Genomic DNA, 18717 nt, shown 5'->3' with positions numbered 1-18717 from the left:
CGGGGGCGGCGGAGCGGGTCAGATGACCACGCCGCCGTCGACCTGGACGACCTGTCCGGTGATGTAGGAGGCCTGGTCGGAGACGAGGAACGCGACCAGGCCGGCCACGTCCTCGACGGTGCCGAGGCGGCGCAGCGCCACCTTGTCCACGGCGCTGGCGCGTACCTTCTCCGGCAGGGACCGGGTCATGTCGGTCTCGACGAAGCCGGGGGCGACCACGTTGACGCGGATCCCGTAACGCGCCACCTCCTTGGCCAGCGCCCTGCTCATGCCGTTGATCCCGGCCTTGGCGGCGGAGTAGTTGGCCTGGCCCGCGTTGCCGTGTACGCCCATGACGGAGGAGATGTTGACGACGCTGCCGCGCCTGTTCTTGATGAGGTCGAACACGGTGGCACGGCAGAGGTTGAACGTGCCGGTGAGGTTGGTGTCGATGACCGCGCTCCAGTCGGCGCCGTCCATCATCGCCACGGGGGCGTCGCGCAGGATGCCCGCCGAGTTCACCAGGACCTCGGGGTCGCCGAGTTCCGCCTTGGCGCGGTCGGTGAACTCCTGCACCGCGGCCAGGTCGGACACGTCGCAGGCGGCGCTGAAGCACGCGGCGCCGGTGGCGCGGACCTTCTCCTGCGTGGTCGCGGCGGCGTCGCCCGCGCGCTGGTAGCAGAACGCGATGTCGTACCCGTCGGCGGCCAGCCGCAGGGCGACGGCGCGCCCGATGCCGCGGGAGCCTCCGCTGACGATCGCTACCGGTCTGTCCGTCATCTGCGGACCTCACTCTCATGTTCGCTGCGGGGGGACTGCGGGATGCGGCGGATGTACAGGGCGGCGACCGCGGCCACCGCTGTGACCAGGGCGCCGACCAGGACGGCCGGTCGGAGCGCGGCGACGAAGGACGCGTCGGTCTCGGCGCCGGAGGGGTGGAACAGGACGAAGACGGTGCTGATCACGGCGATGCCCAGGGAGCCGCCGAACTCGCGGACGGTGTTGTTCACTCCGGAGGCGGTGCCGTGCCGCTCCTCGGGCACGGACGCGATGACCACGACCGGGTTGGCGGCGAAGACCAGCCCCATGCCCACGCCCGCCGCCGCCAGTGCCGGGAGCATCGCCGTGTAGTCCGTCTCGGCCGTGGCCCCCAGCGCGACCCAGCCGAGCGCCCCCGCCTGGAGCGCGCAGCCCAGCGCCTGCATGCGCCCACCGCCGATCCGGTCGACGAACACGCTCGCCACCGGGACCACGAGCATCGGTGCCGCCGTCCACGGAAGTGTCCGCAACCCCGCCTCGAAGGGCGCGTAGCCCATCGGTCCCTGCATGAACTGCGCCAGCAGGAACACCGAGCCGAACACCCCGAAGTACATCGCCAGGGACACCAGGACGCTGAGCCCGAAGGGGCCGATCCGGAACAGTTCCAAGGGGACGAGCGGCGTCGGCGTGCGCCGCTGCCAGACCAGGAACGCGGCCATCAGGACCACGGCGGCCACGAGCGCGCCGATGGTCGCGACCGACGACCACCCCGACTCGGCGGCGCGGACCACGCCCCACACCGCGGCGACCAGGGCTCCGGTCACCAGAACGGCCCCGGGGGCGTCGAAGGACGCGGACCCGCCCCGGCTCTCGGCGACGAACCACAGCACGGCGGGCAGCGCCGCCAGGCCGACCGGGACGTTGATCCAGAACACCCACTGCCAGCCCAGCGACTCGGTGAACACACCGCCGACCAGCGGCCCCAGGGCGATGCCGAGTCCGTTGATCCCGCCCCAGGCGCCGACCGCCGCGTTGCGGTGCCGCGCGTCCACCGCCGCCGCCACCAGGGTCAGTGACAGCGGCAGGACGGCGGCGGCCCCGGCGCCCTGGACGGCGCGGGCCAGCATCAGCTCACCCAGTGAGGACGCCGTGGCGCACCACGCCGAGGCCAGCGTGAACACCGCCAGCGCGACGGCGAAGACCCTGCGTCGGCCGAACCGGTCGCCCACCGCCGACATGGCCATCAGCAGGCCCGCGAAGGCCAGCACGTAGGCGTTGACCACCCACTGGAGCTGGGACTGACCGCCGCCGAACTCAGCGCGGATCTGCGGGAGCGCGTGCGTCACGATGAGGTTGTCCAGGGCGACCATGAACATCGGCAGGGCCGTGGCGACGATCGCCGCGACGCCTCCGGTCGATCGCGTCATCGGAGCGTCACTCCTCTCCCGTCGTGGTCGGCGAGGGCCAGGGCGACCTCCTCGGTGATCGCCCGGATCACCGCGTCGCGCTGGCCGTTCAGGTAGAAGTGCGGCCCCGGGAAACCACGGAGGCCCTGGTAGCGCGGTGCCAGCGCGGACCAGCCGCCCGCGTCCGCGGGACCGGCCACCCGGTCGGACTCCCCGGCGAACACCGTCAGCGGGACCGGGGTCCCCCCGGGCGGGCCGGCGTCGCGCCAGGCCCGCACCAGTTCCAGGTCGGCCCGCAGGCGGGGTTCGAACAGGAACCACAGTTCGTCGTCGGCGAGGACCTCCTCGGGCACACCGCTCAGCCCGCCGATCCGGTCGCGCAGTTCGCGGGAGGACATCCGCGAGGTGTCCTCGGACCTGGACACCCCCGGCGCGGGGTAGCCGGACATCCCGAGCCAGGCGGCCGTGGCCGTGCCCTCCGCGGCCAGGACGCGGGTCAGTTCGTACCCGACGGCGGCGCCCATGCTGTGGCCGAACACCCCGAAGGGAACGTCGGTCAGCGGGGCGACCGCCCGCGCCAGGCGCTCCACCAGCTGGTCCATCCCGGCGGCGAACGGCTCGCGCTGGAGGCGTCCGCGCCCGGGTGCCTCGACGGCGCACACGTCCCAGCCGTCGGGGAACCGCCGCGCCCACCCGCGGAAGGCGGTGTGCGCTCCGCCGGCGTGGTGGAGCAGGAACAGCCGGAAATCCGGCTCCTCGACCCTCCTGGTGCGGACCAGGGGCGACGTCTCGGAAACAGCCCGTGCGCTCATCGGTCCGCGACCACCACGGCACGGGCCCGGGCCAGGACGCGCTCGCCACCGCACGTGGCGGTGACGGCGACGCGCACCCCGTGCTCCAGGACGGCGTCCACCCGGCCGGACACGACCAGCTCGACGCCCTCGCCCGGGGGGACGACGACGGGACGGGCGAACCGGGTCTCGTACGCGGCGATCCGCGTGCCCGGACCGCACCACCCGGTGACGGCGGTCGCGGCCAGGCCCATCGTCAGCATGCCGTGGGCGATGACCCCGGGCAGGCCGACGGCGTCGGCGGCGCGCTCGTCGTAGTGGATGGGGTTGAGGTCCCCCGAGGCGCCCGCGTAGCGGACCAGGTCGGCCCGGGTGACGGTGAACCGCCGCTCGGGCAGGGGCCGGCCGGGTTCCGCCGTGTCGGGGGTCAGCGGCGCGTGCGGGGCCGGGGGGTTCTCGGCCGGAACGGTGCCGGCGGTGGATGTGGTCATGAGGGGTCCGCCCAGGTGATGAGGGTGGTGGTGGCGGTGCACACGTGCTCGCCGGCGGTCGTGCTGATGTCGCTGCGCAGCGCCACGAGGTCGTTGGCGCCCAGCGTCTCCACCCGGGTGAGGCGCACCTGGGCGGTCAGCACGTCACCCGCGCGTGCGGGACGCGTGTGGTGGAAGGACTGGTCGCGGTGGATGACCCGGGAGAAGTCGAACCCCAGGGCCGGGTCGAGGACCGCCGCCTCCTGTGCCCTCATGGCGAGCACGATGGGGAACGTCGGGGGTGCTTCGGTGCCGTCCGGGGCGCCCACGGCGGCCCGGAACTCGCGGATCTTCTCGCGGCCGACCTCGTAGGTCTCCTCCGGCCGGTACACCCGGCCGAGCAGCGACGCGTCCAGGGCCATCAGGAGCCACCGCCCTCGCGCAGCACCAGCGCGCCGGTGTTGCCGTCGTGGCCCATGGTGGTGACCAGGGCGACGCGCGGCCGGTCGGAGGGCTCGCGCCGCCACACGGCCAGCAGCCCGGCCACCTGCATGGCCCCCGCCGCGCTGTAGCACTGGCCCACGGTGCGGGTCACGTCGCGGACCGGACGGGTCCCGCCCAGGGCGATCCCGATCCCCCGCCGTTCGGCGTGCTCCACACCGACCAGGCCGGTCGCCCCCGGGGAGACCTCGGTGACGTCGCGCGGCTCCAGTCCGCTGCGGGACAGTGCCAGCCCGACGAGTCCGGCCAGCGCGTGCGCCCGGTCCCCGCGCCCGGCCGGGTGGAACCCCACCTCGGCCCCCAGGACCTCGGCCAGGACGGCCGCGCCCCGGGCACGCGCCGACTCCGAGGTGCTCATCAGGAAGGCCGCGCCGCCCTCACCGATCGCGGTGTCGCCCGAGAGCACACCGGCGGCCTGCCAGCCCCACGCGAGCGGTGCGCTCAGCTCCTCGACCCCGCCCACGACGAGGCGGTCGGCCCGGCCCAGCGCCAGGACCGTCCTGGCGTGCCGGAAGGAGTTGACGCCGGAGGCCTGACCGGCTCCGAGGGTGACGTTGGCACCGCGCAGCCCGTTCCAGATGGCGATCTGGCCGGCGCAGCAGTTGAGGACCGTGTTGGGGAAGCGGGAGGGGTTGACCAGGTAGGGGCGCTCCTGGAGCAGGGTGTCGCCAGCCAGCTCGCTGAGGCTCTGGATGCTGCCGGTGCTCGTGGTGATGACCACGCCGGTGCGGGCGGGATCGCCGCCGGCCTCCTCCGGGGCGGCCTCCAGGGCGAGCCTGGTCGCGACCAGGCCCAGACCGGTGAGCCGGTCGAGGTTGCGCGTGCCCTTGCGGCCGACGTGGTCGCGGAGCCGGAAACCGGCCACCGAACGGATGCCGATCTGCGGGTAGTCGGCGGCGTCGTCTCCCTCCGGGGCCGCGTGGCCCGGTTCCCCCGAGGCGAGCAGCTCGCCCAGCGGCTCCAGGCCGTACCCGGCGGGGGTCACGACACCGGCGGAGGTGAGGGCGAGCGGTACGGCGGGAGGAGCCGCCACTGCGGCGGTGTCGGTCACGGCGTTCACTCCGGCCTCCCGAGGATGGTGATGACGTTGTTGCCGCCGAAGGCGAACCCGTGGTTCTGCACGATCCGCGGCCGCGCGTCGCGTCCGCGCCCGGGGACCACGTCCACGTCCGGGCCCAGGGCCGGGTCCACCTCGGTGACGTTGGCGGTGGGCGGCAGGAAGCCGTCGTGCAGCGCCTTGCAGCAGACGACGGCGCCGAAGCCGCTGGCCGCGCCCATGGTGTGGCCGATCATCGACTTGATGGAGCTGATCGGAGGCAGGTCGGCCCCGAACACCTCGCGGACCGCCTGCACCTCCGTGGCGTCGTTGGTGGGCGTGCCGGTGCCGTGCGCGCACACGTAGTCCACCTGGTCGGGGGTGATGCCCGCGGAGGCGTGGGCGTCCCGGATGCACGAGGAGATGCTCCCGGGGTCGGGGTGGACCATGTGCCGGGCGTCGCAGTTGACCCCGTAGCCCAGGATCTCGGCGTACACCCGGGCACCGCGCGCCACGGCCGCCTCCAGCGGCTCCAGCAGCAGGGACACACCGCCCTCACCCGTGAGGATTCCGGCCCTGTCCTTGTCGAAGGGGCGGCAGCGGTCCGGGGCCAGCGCGCCCAGGGCGTGGAACCCGGCGTGGGTGAAGCGGTTCACCGCGTCCGCGCCGCCCGCGAACATCAGGTCGGCCTCGCCCGTGCTGACCAGGTCGAAGGCGTGTCCGAGCGCGTAGTTGCTGGCCGAGCACGCGGTGGGGATGGTCTGCGTGTCACCGCTCAGGGACAGCTCGGTGCTGACCGCCGCGGAGATCTGGCTGGCCGGGGCCTGGGCGACGACCCGGGCCTCGAACTCCTTGGCCCGCCCCGACACCCACTGCTCGCCGAGCACGGAGGCGACGGTGGCCTCACCGCTGGTCGTGCCCATGATGACCCCGGACCGGCTCCGGGCGACGAGGTCGGGGTCCAGACCGGAGTCCTCCACCGCCAGCCGGGAGGCGGCCGCGGCCAGCAGGCCGCTGCGGCCCCACCGGTCGGTCCGGATCCGGCGCAGGATGTCCTCGGGGACGAAGTCGGCGACCTCGCCCGCGATCCGGAAGGGGAAGCCGGAGGCGTCGAACGACGTGATCTCCCTGGTCCCGTTGCGTCCCTCGCGGATCGCCGCCGCGAACGCGTCGGCGCCGATGCCAACGCTGCTCACGGCACCGAGCCCGGTGATCGCGACGCGTCTGGACTCACGCATGCGCCACCTCGGCGTACCTGCGGACCGCGGCGGTCAGCGAGGCGAAGTCGAGCAGTTCGGGGAGCTCGGTCTTGGGAATGACCACCCCCATCTCCTTCTCGATACGGGAGACCACCGTGATAAGGGAGAGAGAATCCCCCTCATAGTCCTCCACGAAGTGCCCTTCGGGGGTGAGTTCACCCTCCTCCAGCTCCAGTTCCTGACTGACGATCTCACGCAGAGCATCGATATTCACGTCCGCGCCCGCAGCTGTTCTGGCCTCGGCCATCATCGCCTCTTTCGGATCGTCGACCCGCTGCTCGGGCCGGTCATCCACCACCTTGGCGACCGGCTGACGAAGGCGCAACACAACTGCGACTTTGTACTACTCCCCCTTCATCGAAAGTTGTAGTCGGACAACTTTTATCGGGGATTGATCGCCTTTCTATGCGCTACTGCGAGGATGGCCGCCAAGGCCATCGATTCAATGAGAGGCGGTGCCATGACCCCGGTCGTGGAAAAAGACGCCACAGGGACCGGCCTCGGTTTCACGTCCACGCTCGACCGGACGCTGGTCCACCGGCGCGCGGTGTCGGAGGTCTTCCTGACCGACCTGCGCCCGCAGACCGAGACGGACGCGGCGGTGGCCGCACAGCTGCCCCTGAACCACGCCTACTTCAGCGACCACACCCAGCTGCCCGCGGTCTACGACGTCCTCCTGGTCCTGGAGGCCGCACGGCAGGCCGCCATCGCGGGGACCCACGCCCACATGGGTGTCCGCAAGGGCATGCAGATGATCGTGGACCGGTTCACCATCCGGACCGACCCGGCCGCCCTGCTGTGCTCCGACCGGCCCGGGGAACTGGTCATCGACAACCACTTCACCGCCGTGCGCATGCGCCGGAACCGGCTCCGCGCCGGACGCGTCGACCAGGTCCTGCACGTCGACGGGGTTCGGGCCGGGACGCACACCATGGACGTCGTCCTGCTCACCGCCGGCGAGTACGAGGCCGTCCGCCACACGCAACTGGGCGGTTCCGTCCCCTGGACCACCGAGCAGGTGAGCGCACCCAACCCGACCGATCCCGCGACCGTCCGCCGCGGCCACCCGCGCAACGTGGTCATCGGCGCGCCGCGGACCGGGCCGGACGGGATCACCGCGCGGATCCGGCCCCGCTGGGACAACCCGTCCCTGTTCGACCATCCCTACGACCACCTGCCCGCCGCCGTCCTCACCGAGGCGGCGCGCCAGCTCGTCCTGGCCGCTCCGGACACCGACGGCCCCGGCGCCCTCCACCGGCACGTGACCGGGATCAGCGCGACCTTCACCGGGTTCGCGGAGCTGACCTCGCCCGTGCGGGCCACCACCCCCGCCGACGTGCCCCCGACCGGGCGACGGCGGGTCCTCCTCGAACAGGAGGGCGCGCGGATCGCCGACATCACCCTGACGGTCACCGACACGAGCGACCTCACGAGGCAGGAGAGCCCACGATGAGCACATCCCCGGTCACGGCCGTGTGGACGGACTTCGGCGGTGTCCTGACACCGCCCGTCGCCGAGACGATGCAGAACTTCTGCGCGCGCACCGGTATCGACGCCCACGCCCTGCTGACGGTGATCGGCGAGGTGACCGAGAGCTTCGGCACCGACGACTACATGGAACCCATCGACACCCCGATCGTCACCGAGGCCGAGTGGCTGGACCGCATCGGCGCCCTCCTGAGGGAGCGCCACGGCGTCGACCGGCGGATCACCACCCTGGCCGACGACTGGTTCAAGGACCGCGAGACCAACCTGGCCTGGGTCGAGCGCCTGGAGTGGCTGCGCTCCCGGGGCCTGTTCGTCGGGATGCTCTCCAACATGGTGCCCACCTGGGACGCCCACTGGCGCCGCATGGTCGACGCGGACGCCCTCTTCGACGACGTGGTCCTGTCCTTCGAGGTGGCCGCCCGCAAGCCCCAGCCCCGGATGTTCGAGCTGGCCGCCCGCCGCGCCGGGGCCGAGCCCGGCCAGTGCCTGCTCGTGGACGACATCGAACGCAACTGCGAGGGCGCCCGCGCCGCCGGGTGGCACGCCATCCACTTCCACGACACCGCCCAGGCCGCCGCCGAGCTCGCCCGGCTCGTGGACTCCCCCGCCGAGGCGGCCCGATGAGCCGCCGGGTCCTGGTCACCGGTGGGAACCGGGGGATCGGGCTGGGGGTCGCCCGCTCGTTCGCCGGGGCCGGGTACGAGGTCGTGGTGACCCACCGCGGCGCGGAACCGCCCGAGGGGCTCGACGGCGTCCGCTGCGACGTCACCGACCCCGAGTCCGTGGACGCCGCGGTCGAGCGCGTGCGCCGTGAGCACGGCCCGATCGAGATCCTCGTCTCCAACGCGGGCGTCACCCGGGACGGGCTCCTCCTCGGTATGAGCGACGAGGAGTTCACCGGGGTCCTAAGCACCAACCTCGTCGGGGCCATGCGGATCACCCGCGCCGTCCTCACCGACATGGTGCGGGCCCGCTGGGGACGGCTGATCTACGTTTCCTCCCTGACCGCCACGACCGGCGCGCCCGGCCAGGCCAACTACGCGGCGTCCAAGGCGGGCCTGATCGGGCTGGCCCGGTCGGTCGCCCAGGAGGTCGGCGGGCGCAACATCACCGCCAACGTCGTCTCGCCCGGCCTGATCGAGACCGACATGATCGCCGACCTGCCCGAACAGCGGCGCGAGTGGATCCTCGCCCGCAGCCCGCTGCGCCGCACGGGGACGGTGGAGGAGGTCGCCGCCGCGGTGCGCTTCCTCGCCCAGGACGACGCGTCCTACGTCACCTGCGCCAACATCCCCGTCAGCGGTGGAGCCGACTGCGGCTGAGGCCCCGGGCGCGTCAGCCTCCCAGCACCCCACCAGCCAGCACCGACCGACACCGAGGAGTAGCCGTGTCCGACCAGTCCCAGACCGAGATCACGCTCGACATCGCGCACAGGATGGGCGAGATCTTCAACGACCTCAACGCCGAGGTCGCCCACGAGTTCGTCGCCCCCGAGTTCGTCGACCACGAGGCGCCCCCCGGCACCCCCGGAGGCCCCGACGGCTACCTGGGCACCGCCCGGTGGATGAACCACGTCTTCGCCGACGCCAGGTGGGAGCGCATCGACAGCTTCGCCGAGGGCGACAAGGCCGTCATCCACCTGCGCTTCACCGGCCGACACGTCAACGACTTCCTCGGCATCGAGGCCACCGGCAACGAGGTCGCCTTCGAGCACATGCACATCTACCGGGTCGAGGACGGCAGGGTCGTCGAGCACTGGGGCTGCCGCCAGGACCTGTTCCTCATGCTCCAGGTCGGCGCCGTCGAACTCGACCTGCGCCCCTTCACCCTCGACGGGGAGCCCGTCTCCTCCTGAGCCGACCGCATCTCCCCCTCCGGGGCCCGGAGCCGTGAACCCCGGGCCCCGGCCCCTCGTGTCCCCGTGAGGAAGGCCCCACCGTGTCCCACATCGCCTACGTGTTCCCGGGCCAGGGCTCACAGGAGCCGGGTATGGGCGCCCCCTGGGCGCACACCCCCTCCTGGAACCTGGTCGACCGGGCGTCCAGGGTGAGCGGCCGCGACGTCGCCGACCTGCTGCTGCACGCCGACGCCGACACCCTGCGTCGCACCGACAACGCCCAGATCGCCACGTTCGTCCTGGCCTGCGTCGTCCACGCCGAGGTACGCACGGCGCTGCCCGGGGTCCGCCCGGCGGCCGTCGCCGGGCACAGCCTGGGCGAGTACACCGCGCTCGTCGCCTCCGGCGCGCTCGGCTACGAGGACGGCGTCCGCCTGGTCGCCGCCCGGGGGCGGGCCATGCGCGAGGCCTGCGCGGCGGCTCCCGGAACCATGGGCGTCGTCCTGGGCCTGGACGTGGACGCGGTCCGCGACCTGGTCGACCGGCTGCGCACGCGGGAGGGCGCCGACGTCTGGGTCGCCAACCTCAACTCGCCCCGGCAGGCCGTGGTGTCCGGCACGCCCGAGGGCGTCGCCCGCTGCGGTGAGGCGGCGCTCGCCGAGGGCGCCGTCCGCGTGGTGGACATCCCCGTCGGCGGAGCCTTCCACAGCCCGCTCATGGATCCCGCCCGTGGGCGGCTGGCCGACGCCCTGGCCGGGACCTCGTTCCACCCGGCGGTCACACCCGTGGTCGCCAACGTCGACGGCCGGGCCCACGACGAGCCCCACCGGTGGCCGGGCCTCATGCTCGACCAGCTCACCGGCCCGGTGCGGTGGCTCGACACCGTCCGCACCCTCACCGGCGACCTGGGCGCCGGCCTGCTGGTCGAACTCGGGCCGGGGCGGGTCCTGACCGGATTCACCAAGCGCATCGCCCGCGGGACCGCCCGTGCCTCGGTCGCCGTGCCCGAGCACGTCCCGGCCCTGGCGGAGGCGGTCGGCGCCACTCGCGGGGACGGGGCGCCCGTGACCGTTCGCGCCGCCTCGGGCGCGTCCGTGTAGGGGGCGCGCCCCGACCGCCCAGCGGGACCGGACATCGGCCCCACCGCATCCGAGGGAGCAGAGGAGACAGAGTGTTCACGAGAATCGGCAGGTTCGCGGTGCGCCGCAGGTGGTGGGTGGTCACCGCCGCGATCCTGCTCGCCGTGTTCGGCGGCGTGTGGGGGACCGGGGCTCTGAGCGCGCTGACGGGCGGCGCGGGCTTCGACGACCCGGCGAGCGAGTCGAGGCGTGCCGACGCCGTCCTCGCCGGGGAGTTGGGCCGTGAGTCGGTCGACCTCGTCGTGCTCTACGAGAGCGACGAGCTGACCGTGGACGACCCCGGCTTCGGCGACGCGGTCGAGGAGGCGCTCGCCCGGGTGCCCGGGGAGGGGATCGAGCGGCTCGACTCCTACTCCTCCACCGGCTCCGAGGAGTACGTGTCCCGGGACCGCCACGCCACCTACGTTCTCGTCCAGTTCGACACCTCCGACGACCAGGAACGGGTCCAGCGGCTGGAGGAGGTCGCCGACGCGTTCGAGGTGGACGGGCTCGACGTGGCCTTCGGCGGTGTCACCGCCATGACCGAGCAGGTCAACGCACTGACCGGAGCCGACATCGCCCGGGCCGAGATGCTGTCCCTGCCGGTGCTGATGGTCGTGATGGTGCTGATCTTCCGCAGCCCCGTCGCGGCGCTGCTGCCCCTGGCCGTCGGCGCCGTGACCGCGCTCGGCTCGTTCGTCGTGCTGCGCGTGCTCACCTCCGTCGTGGACATCGCGGGGTCGGTCATCAACGTGATCACGATCCTGGGTCTCGGCCTGGCCATCGACTACGCCCTGTTCATGGTCAGCCGGTTCCGGGAGGAACTGGACGCGGGCGCCGACGTGGCCGGGGCGGTCCACCGCGCGACCGCCACGGCCGGACGCACCATCGCCTTCTCCGGTGTGGCACTGGCCATCTGCTTCGCCGGACTCACCCTCTTCCCCGCGCGCTTCCTCAGTTCGATGGGGTACGGGGGCGTGGCCGTGGTCGCCTTCGCGGTGATCAGCTCGGTCACTCTGCTGCCCGCCCTGCTGTTCCTGATGGGCCGCGGGGTCGACACCTGGCGCATCCCCTGGCCGCGGCGGAGGGCGGAGGTCGACCAGGGCGGGTGGTACCGCGTCGCGCACGCCGTCATGCGGCGGCCGGTGGCCGTCACCGTCCTCCTCGTGGCCCTGCTGCTCGGCCTCGGCGCACCGTTCCTCACCGCGAACTGGGCCCGCCCCGGTGACTGGGTCCTGCCCTCCGACTCCGACGCGCGGACGGTCGCCACCCGGTTGGAGGAGCGCTTCGAGACCGACCCCACCAAGGTCATGACGGCGGTCGTCACGCTGCCGGAGTCGGCCGGGGACGCCTCGGCCGCTCTGGGCGGCTACACCGCGCGCATGGCGGACGTGCGGGGGGTGACCTCGGCCCGGGTGACCGGGACCAGCGGTGACGAGGTCCGGGTGACGCTGACCTACGACGTGGACCCGATGTCGCCCCAGGCCCGGACCATGGTCGGGGAGCTGCGCGCCCTCGACCCGCCGGAGGACGCGCAGGCCCTGTTCACCGGTATGCCCGCGTCGCGCGTGGACATCGTGGACATGATCGGTGAGCGGGCTCCGGCGATGCTGCTGTTCGTCTGCGTCGTGTCCTACCTGGTGCTGTTCATGGCCTTCGGGTCCGTCCTGCTGCCGCTCAAGTCGATCGTGATGAACATGCTGTCGCTCTCGGCGGCCTTCGGCGCGATCACGCTCATCTTCCAACACGGCTACCTGGCGGGGCTGCTCGGCTTCGACGCGGTGGGCGTGGTCGACGCCAACTTCCCGGTGCTCATCGTCGCCATCGCCTTCGGCCTGGCCATGGACTACGAGGTGTTCCTGCTGTCCCGGGTGCGCGAGCAGTGGGCCCGCGGGGTCGGCGAGACCGAGGCCGTCGCGGTCGGGCTCCAGCGCACGGCGGGGATCATCACCGGTGTCGCCCTGCTCATGATCGTCGTGGTGTCGGGGTTCGTCGGCTCCTCGATCGTCTTCATGAAGATGATCGGCGTCGGCATGGTGATCGCCATCGCGGTGGACGCCACGATCGTGCGCGGGCTGCTCGTACCGGCCACCATGCGGCTCCTGGGCCGCTGGGCCTGGTGGTCCCCGGCCCCGCTGGCACGGTGGTGGGAGCGGTTCGGTTTCCGTGAGGACGACGCGCCCGGGCCCCGCTCCGGGAGGGAGGGCTCCGACGCGGCCGGCACCGGCTCCGGAACTCCCGGGGCCGGTGCCGCCGAACCCAGGAGCACGGTCGGATGACACGGGCGGAGGAGGCGACGCGGGTGCCCGGACCGGCCGCGCAGCGGGCGGCCGGGCACGGCCGGGCAGGGCTGGGTGCCCCGGTGTGGACGGCCCTGGCCGGGTCCGTCGCGGTCGCCCTCACGGCGGGACTGTTCGCGGACTGGGACGCCCACACCGGTCCGCTCGCCCGGTTCACGGTCGGGTGGGGGTTCCCCCTGCCGGGCCGCGTCACGACGCCCTCCGCCGACCTGGTGGCCGCCGTCGCCGTGTGCGCCGCCGCGCTGCGCGCCGTGCTCCGGTTCCCCGACGTGTCCGTCGTCCCCGGCGCGGCGGGGACGACGGGTGTGCGGGGCGCCGTGCGGCTGCTGCTGTGGTCCTGGTCGGTACCGGTCACGGCCTTCTGCGCGGGCGGGCTGGCGGGGGCGGTCGCCGGACTGGCGGTGGGCGGCTCGGCCGGAGGTCCGGCGGAGACGCTCTGGCACCTGCTCGCCCAGGCCGGACACGGTGGGCTGTTCGGGGTGCTGTACGGGGCGCCCGCCGCGGTGGCCGTCGCGGCCACCGCCCGCCTCACGGCGCGGCGCGCGGACGCCTCCGGCCCGGTACCTGCCCGGCGACGGTCCCCGTACGCCGTCCTCACCGGGCTGCTGCTCCTGGCGCCGCTGGCCGCGTTGGCTCTCGGCGCGGCCCTGCTGGGCACTGCGCCGCCGGAGGACTGCTCCCCGCTGGCGTGCGCGTCACCGCTGGACGAGCTCCTCCTCACCGGGGAGATCGGCCTGCGCCTGGCCGTACCCTGCTGGGCGGCGGCAATGGGCACGGCCGCGGTCCTGCGCGCCCTGCCCAGGATCGGGTACTGGCCGGTGTGGACGCACCTGTTCCTCGCCGCAGGAGCGGCCGGGCTCGCGGTCGTGTTCCTGTCCGGGCTGGTCGTGGGCTCGTCCGTGTGACCCTCCCCGGAGCCGCCGCGGCTCCCCTGCCCGCCCCTCCCCCTGTCCGCCCTCCCCGAGCAAAGGACGAGCGATGGCCCAGATCAGCAGACGCACCTTCGTCGGGGCCGCCGCGGCGGCCGGGCTCGGCGGCCTCGCCTGGCTGACCACGCGGACCGCGGGGGCCGTGGGGCCGCAGGCCCCTGCGGCCCGGCGCGCCTACGTCGGCGGGTTCACCGACGGCGAGTACGGGCTGCCGGGCCTGCCGGGGATCGCGGTGGCGACCGTCGCGGCCGACGGGAGCCTGGGCGTCGACGGCTACCAGGAGGGCATCGACAACCCCTCATACCTGGCCCTCGGCCCCGGCGGGGGCCTGCTGTACGCGGTCAGCCAGACCGGTGACGGCCACGTGCACGCCTTCCGGATCGGCGACGGCGGCTGGCCCGAGCCGCTGGGCGCCGCCCGCACGGAGGGCGCCAACCCCGTCCACCTGGCGGTCCACCCCGACGGGCGCCACCTCGTGACGGTCAACTACGACTCCGCGACCGTCGCCGTGCACGCCCTGGCGCGGGACGGCTCCGTCGGGGAGCTGACCGACCTGGTCGAGCACGAGGGCCGCGGCCCCGACCCGGACGAGCAGGCCGCACCGCACCCGCACATGGCCCTGTTCGCGCCGGGCGGCCGCGACGTCATCGTCCCGGACAAGGGAAACGACCACGTGTACGTGTACGCGCTGGATCCGGACGGCGGGACGCTGACCGAGCGCTCCCGGACACCGGTCGCCGAGGGCGCCGGACCGCGCCACGCCGCGTTCCACCCGTCCGGGCGGTACGTGTACGTGTCCAACGAACTCGGGTCCACGGTCACCGTCTGCGAGTACGACCCGCGGGAGGGGAGCCTGCGGGTGGGGACCTCGGCCCCGGCGGCTGCCCCGGGCGCGGACCCGCGCAACGCGCCCTCGGGCGTCCTGGTCGACCCCCGGGGCCGGTTCGTCTACACCGCCGACCGCGGTATCGACTCACTGCTCTCCTACGCCGTCACCGACAGCGGGGCGTCCCTGCGTCTGGTGGAGCAGGCGCCCGTGACCACGAAGGGACCGGGCACGCGCTGGCCGCGCGGCATCGCCCTCGACCCGGGGGGCCGCCACCTGTACGCGGCCAACCAGGCGGGCCAGTGCGTCACGGCGCACCGGGTGGCCGACGACGGCCGGATCGCCCCGGTGGGCGCCCCGGTGCCCGTCGCCAGCCCCTCGTGCGTCCTGCTCTCAGCCCCGTGAGCCGCGGTCGGCCGGGGACAGTTCCTGGTCGAACATCTGGCGCGACCCGTTCTGCCGGGAGATCCGGTGCAGCGACGCCAGGAGGGGGTCGCCGAACACCGTCCACAGGACCAGGCGTTCGATCAGGGAGTCCTCGTCCGAGTACAGGCCCATGATGCGGATCTCGGCGGCCGTCATGTGCTCGGCGGCGGCCGCGTACGCCTCCACGACGAACTCGGCGTTGGCGTCGTCCAGCCACAGCAGCATGCGCAGGAGTTTGACCAGGCTCGCCCCGTGCGCCGACCGGAGGTCCAGCCGCCACCCGTGGCGCGCGGCCACGCGTCTGGCGAGCGCGCAGGCATGGTCGTCCACCGGCTCGATGTCGGTGTCGGGGCGGGTCCCGCCGCGTTCGCCCTCCAGGGCCCGCAGGACCATGCCGAAGGTCTCGTGCGGGGTCTTGCGGCTGTCGGTCATGTCCGTGAGCAGGGTTCGCACCTCGCGCGGGCTCAGGCCGCCCACCTCGACCAGGACGCGGACCAGGCGCAGGCGCCGGAGGTCCCGGGGGCCGTACCCGTGTGGCTCGGACGGCAGGTCGATGAGGTGTTCGCGCTGGTAGTACTCGACCGTGGCGACGGGTACGGAGGCCCGTTCGCACAACTCCGAGATACGCACGTATGGGCTCGCTTTCCGGTCCGGGGAGTCCGGCACTGGTCGCCGGGGAGGCGCGGAGAGCGCTCGGATCCGGCGGTGTCTGCTCGTGTCGCTGCGTGTTCGTGGGGTGAACAGCCGGGAGTGGGGGCCCCTTGGGCCGTGTGTGCCACTCAACCACGCGGACCTACCTGCCGGTATACAACGAAGGAGGCATTGCCCTGTGTCAGTGTCCGGTCACTGATTCGGATAGGCGGGGGTCCGGGTGCCGACGCCCGGTGGGCGGCGCCCCGGCGCCGCCCCCGGTGAGAATGGTCTGCTGGAGACGGCACAGCTCCTCGGACGGGTCCAGGCCCAGCTGGCCCCGCAGGGTGTCGCGGGCAGCGCGGAACGCGCTCAGCGCCTCCCCCCGGCGCCCGGCTCTGTACAACGCGTCGACCAGGTGGGTGTGGAACCCCTCGTGCAGCGGGTAGAGGCCGACCAGGTCGCGCAGCTCGGGCAGGACCTCGTGGTGGCGGTCCAGCCGGAGGGAGGCGTCCACGCGCAGCTCCCTGGCCCGGGTGTAGGTCTCGGTCACCTGCGCGACGTGGCCGGCCAGGACCCGCCCGGGACGCACGTCCGCCAGGACCGGACCGCGCCACAGGGCCAGCGCCCGGTTGATCCGGTCCACGACCTCGTGGTGGCGCCCCTCCGTCCACAGCACCTGGGCCTGACCGACGAACTGCTCGAAGGCGACCAGGTCGAGTTCGTCGGGAGCCAGCTCCATGAGGTAGCCGGACCCCCGGGTCAGGACGGCCCGCCGGGCGGCCTCCTGCCCGCACGCCCGCTCCATCGCCACCCGCAGGTGGTAGACGTGCGTGCGGACGGTCCTGACGGCGGTGGCCGGCGGCTCGCCGTCCCACAGCTCCTCCACCAGGGTGTCCACGTCCACGACCCGGTTGGCCCGCAGGAGCAGGAGGGACAGCAGCCGGGCGACCTTGGGGCCGCAGCGGAAGGCGCCGGCCCGGTCCGCCTCCAGTTCCAGGAGGCCGAGGATCTTGAAGCGGAGCATCGCTCCTCCTTGTTCCTTGCCGCGGGACGAGGTGATCTGACCGGTGGTCACATCGACGAACCTAGGACGGTGGACGGGGAAGGACAAGCGGATGGGCCGAAGGACCAGTCGATATGTCTCGAAGGTGACACACGGGGTCAGAAGCGGTGTTCGGTCTTCCTCCGGTGCGGTGTGAGGGCCCCCGACTCGGTGGCCTTGTTGACGGCGTCGATCCGCGACACCGCGTCCAGTTTCTCGAAGATGTTGCGCATGTGCCGTTTCACGGTCCCCTCGGTGATGTCCAGGCTCCGGGCGATCTCACGGTTGCTCATCGCCTCGGAGACGAGCCGCAGAACCTCGGCCTCCCGCCTGGTGAGCCGCCGGTCCGGGGCGGAGGGCCGACGCCAGGTGGGCGAGGAGACCACGACCGTCGTGCGGTCCGGGTCGCTCAGGCCGGTGATCGCGGCCACCAGGGTCACGAAGTCCACGGTCTTGTGCAGGTAGCCGCGGACGCCGAGTGCGAGCAGGTCGTTCACGAGGTCGGCGTCGTCGTGCATGCTCAGGATGACCACGTGGGTGGAGGGGGCGAGCCTGAGCAGTTCGCTGACGGTGTTCCGGGGCTCGTGCCCGGGCATCTCCAGGTCCAGGAGAACGACGTCCGGGCGCGTCTCCACCACGGTGGGGACCAGGGTGCGGACGGAGCCCACGCTCGCGACCACCTCCAGCCCCTCGTGGGAGCGCAGCAGGTCGCACAGGGCCTCACGCAGGACGTGGTGGTCGTCGACGACGGCGATGCGGATCATCCCTCGGACTCCGCCGCGAACGGGGACGCGGTGAGCGGGACGAGGATCATCGTGCGGGTCCCCTCTCCGGGGCCGCTGAGGATCCGCACACGGCCGCCGAGCGCCTCGATGCGCTCGACGAGCGAGGAGAGCCCCGTGGACGGCCCGGGATCCCCGTGCAGACGGGCCTCGGCGTCGAAGCCCACACCGTCGTCGGAGGCGATGGCCCGGATCTCACCGCGTTCGAAGCGCACGGCGATGCGGACGATCCCGGAACGCGCGTGGCGTACGGAGTTGCGCAGGCACTCCCGCAGCACGATGAACAGCTCGTCGAGGTAGTGCGGCGGAGCCCAGGACTCCTCCCCGCAGAAGTCGAGCCGGACCTCCGGCTCGGTCAGCTCCAGGGCGTTGACGTAGGCGTGCAGGGCGGTGAGCAGGGAGCCCCGGCGCTCGCTGCGGCGCTGGTCGGAGATGAGCTGGCGAAGGTGCTGGTTGAGTTCGAACAGGGCGCCCTTGAGCGAACGGAGCCGGCCGCCCGCGTCTCCGTGGGGGCGCTGGGACAGCAGTTCGTACAGTTCGAGCTGGCGGTTGGCCAGGCTGACCGAACTCCCGAGGCGGTCGTGCAGCTCCCGTGCCAGGTAACGGCGGAACTCCTGGTTGGCCTCGTGCTCACGACTGAGGAACCTGGCGTGGGAACGGACCTGGACGACCTCCATCCGCAGGGTGACCGCGTTGTTGGCGGTCACGAGGGCGGCCCCGGCCTGCTCGGCCGAGCAGCCGGGCGGCAGCGCGCGCACGATCTCCTCGAAGAGGAACCGTCCGGCCTGTCCGGTGTGTTGGGGCTTCCAGACCCAGGGCTGCTCCTCGATCTCGGCCCAGTAGGTCTCGGTCATGCGGTTGACGCGGTCGCTCGGGCGTCCGTCCCGGAGGCTCCGGGCACAGTCCGTGACCACGGACGAGGCCCAGGCGGCGACGTGCGGCCACACCCGGGGGTCGGTGCGCAGGGGGTTGCGCGCCTCGGAGAGACGCTCCGAGAGGCGGGCGACGATGGCGTCGGTGCCGTCGCGCAGCACGTCGGAGGGGGAGTCCACCGAGAGCATCGCGAGGGCGCGGTTCACGTCGGCGGCGGCGTCGAGTGTCGGGCTGGTGTCGTGCACAGGGTGAGTATGTCCAT

At 73.1% G+C, this 18717-nt stretch carries 20 protein-coding genes; 8 read left to right on the top strand and 12 right to left on the bottom strand.

The features are described 5' to 3' along the window. Positions 1-18: 18 nt before the first annotated feature. Genes fabG (ACTVAJ_RS17615) through ACTVAJ_RS17580 form a run of 8 tightly spaced genes read right to left on the bottom strand, consistent with a single transcriptional unit; the run spans position 19 to position 6529 of the window. Positions 19-759, bottom strand: a complete 741-nt coding sequence (fabG, locus tag ACTVAJ_RS17615; protein WP_470389268.1) for a 3-oxoacyl-[acyl-carrier-protein] reductase — start codon at positions 757-759, stop codon at positions 19-21. Then, complete coding sequence (locus ACTVAJ_RS17610) at positions 756-2165, bottom strand: DHA2 family efflux MFS transporter permease subunit (RefSeq protein WP_470389267.1); 1410 nt, start codon at positions 2163-2165, stop codon at positions 756-758. Before ACTVAJ_RS17610 ends, fabG (ACTVAJ_RS17615) begins: the two co-directional genes overlap by 4 nt. Beyond that, positions 2162-2956 (bottom strand): thioesterase II family protein, encoded by a 795-nt coding sequence (locus tag ACTVAJ_RS17605; protein ID WP_470389266.1) that lies wholly within the window; start codon positions 2954-2956, stop codon positions 2162-2164. The genes ACTVAJ_RS17610 and ACTVAJ_RS17605 overlap by 4 nt, the downstream gene beginning before the upstream one ends. Further along, positions 2953-3426, bottom strand: a complete 474-nt coding sequence (locus ACTVAJ_RS17600; protein ID WP_470389265.1) for a MaoC/PaaZ C-terminal domain-containing protein — start codon at positions 3424-3426, stop codon at positions 2953-2955. The genes ACTVAJ_RS17605 and ACTVAJ_RS17600 overlap by 4 nt, the downstream gene beginning before the upstream one ends. After that, a complete protein-coding gene (locus ACTVAJ_RS17595; RefSeq protein WP_470389264.1) occupies positions 3423-3827 on the bottom strand; it encodes an FAS1-like dehydratase domain-containing protein in 405 nt (134 codons plus the stop codon). The genes ACTVAJ_RS17600 and ACTVAJ_RS17595 overlap by 4 nt, the downstream gene beginning before the upstream one ends. Continuing rightward, positions 3827-4966 (bottom strand): beta-ketoacyl synthase N-terminal-like domain-containing protein, encoded by a 1140-nt coding sequence (locus tag ACTVAJ_RS17590; protein WP_470389263.1) that lies wholly within the window; start codon positions 4964-4966, stop codon positions 3827-3829. Before ACTVAJ_RS17590 ends, ACTVAJ_RS17595 begins: the two co-directional genes overlap by 1 nt. Then, a complete protein-coding gene (locus tag ACTVAJ_RS17585; protein ID WP_470389262.1) occupies positions 4963-6180 on the bottom strand; it encodes a beta-ketoacyl-[acyl-carrier-protein] synthase family protein in 1218 nt (405 codons plus the stop codon). The genes ACTVAJ_RS17590 and ACTVAJ_RS17585 overlap by 4 nt, the downstream gene beginning before the upstream one ends. Beyond that, positions 6173-6529, bottom strand: coding sequence for an acyl carrier protein (locus tag ACTVAJ_RS17580; RefSeq protein ID WP_470389261.1), 357 nt, complete (start codon positions 6527-6529; stop codon positions 6173-6175). Before ACTVAJ_RS17580 ends, ACTVAJ_RS17585 begins: the two co-directional genes overlap by 8 nt. Positions 6530-6661: 132 nt before the next feature. On the opposite strand from ACTVAJ_RS17580, the gene ACTVAJ_RS17575 reads away from it, so the two are divergent. The 8 genes from ACTVAJ_RS17575 (at position 6662) to ACTVAJ_RS17540 (ending at position 15104) form a co-directional block, all read left to right on the top strand. Next, positions 6662-7654, top strand: coding sequence for an AfsA-related hotdog domain-containing protein (locus ACTVAJ_RS17575; protein WP_470389260.1), 993 nt, complete (start codon positions 6662-6664; stop codon positions 7652-7654). Then, a complete protein-coding gene (locus ACTVAJ_RS17570; RefSeq protein WP_470389259.1) occupies positions 7651-8313 on the top strand; it encodes an HAD family hydrolase in 663 nt (220 codons plus the stop codon). The genes ACTVAJ_RS17575 and ACTVAJ_RS17570 overlap by 4 nt, the downstream gene beginning before the upstream one ends. After that, the gene (fabG, locus tag ACTVAJ_RS17565) at positions 8310-9011 is read left to right on the top strand and encodes a 3-oxoacyl-ACP reductase FabG (protein ID WP_470389258.1); all 702 of its coding nucleotides are present in this window, start codon (positions 8310-8312) and stop codon (positions 9009-9011) included. The genes ACTVAJ_RS17570 and fabG (ACTVAJ_RS17565) overlap by 4 nt, the downstream gene beginning before the upstream one ends. Before the next feature lie 65 nt (positions 9012-9076). After that, positions 9077-9544, top strand: a complete 468-nt coding sequence (locus tag ACTVAJ_RS17560; protein WP_470389257.1) for an ester cyclase — start codon at positions 9077-9079, stop codon at positions 9542-9544. 83 nt (positions 9545-9627) lie between these two features. Beyond that, positions 9628-10626, top strand: a complete 999-nt coding sequence (locus tag ACTVAJ_RS17555; RefSeq protein WP_470389256.1) for an ACP S-malonyltransferase — start codon at positions 9628-9630, stop codon at positions 10624-10626. A gap of 71 nt (positions 10627-10697) precedes the next feature. Further along, a complete protein-coding gene (locus ACTVAJ_RS17550) occupies positions 10698-12923 on the top strand; it encodes an MMPL family transporter (protein ID WP_470389255.1) in 2226 nt (741 codons plus the stop codon). Further along, a complete protein-coding gene (locus tag ACTVAJ_RS17545; RefSeq protein ID WP_470389254.1) occupies positions 12920-13849 on the top strand; it encodes a hypothetical protein in 930 nt (309 codons plus the stop codon). Before ACTVAJ_RS17550 ends, ACTVAJ_RS17545 begins: the two co-directional genes overlap by 4 nt. A 73-nt stretch (positions 13850-13922) precedes the next feature. Beyond that, positions 13923-15104, top strand: coding sequence for a lactonase family protein (locus ACTVAJ_RS17540; RefSeq protein ID WP_470389253.1), 1182 nt, complete (start codon positions 13923-13925; stop codon positions 15102-15104). Here the strand turns inward: ACTVAJ_RS17540 and ACTVAJ_RS17535 are convergent. The 4 genes from ACTVAJ_RS17535 to ACTVAJ_RS17520 form a co-directional block, all read right to left on the bottom strand. After that, complete coding sequence (locus ACTVAJ_RS17535) at positions 15093-15755, bottom strand: MerR family transcriptional regulator (protein WP_470389252.1); 663 nt, start codon at positions 15753-15755, stop codon at positions 15093-15095. The two genes, ACTVAJ_RS17540 and ACTVAJ_RS17535, sit on opposite strands and share 12 nt — an antisense overlap. Before the next feature lie 202 nt (positions 15756-15957). Then, positions 15958-16782 carry an AfsR/SARP family transcriptional regulator gene (locus tag ACTVAJ_RS17530; protein WP_470389251.1) on the bottom strand — a complete coding sequence of 275 codons (825 nt, stop codon included), beginning with the start codon at positions 16780-16782 and terminating at the stop codon, positions 15958-15960. Positions 16783-16919: 137 nt separating this feature from the next. Beyond that, a complete protein-coding gene (locus ACTVAJ_RS17525; protein ID WP_470389250.1) occupies positions 16920-17564 on the bottom strand; it encodes a response regulator transcription factor in 645 nt (214 codons plus the stop codon). Next, positions 17561-18700: a sensor histidine kinase gene (locus ACTVAJ_RS17520; RefSeq protein WP_470389249.1), complete on the bottom strand. Its 1140-nt coding sequence runs from the start codon at positions 18698-18700 to the stop codon at positions 17561-17563. The genes ACTVAJ_RS17525 and ACTVAJ_RS17520 overlap by 4 nt, the downstream gene beginning before the upstream one ends. Between the last annotated feature and the right edge of the window lie 17 nt (positions 18701-18717).

Source organism: Nocardiopsis sp. KDC1DS13DA1 (assembly GCF_055632325.1).
The sequence above is the reverse complement of the archived record's forward strand: the minus strand, read 5'-3'. Positions and strand labels throughout refer to the sequence as shown.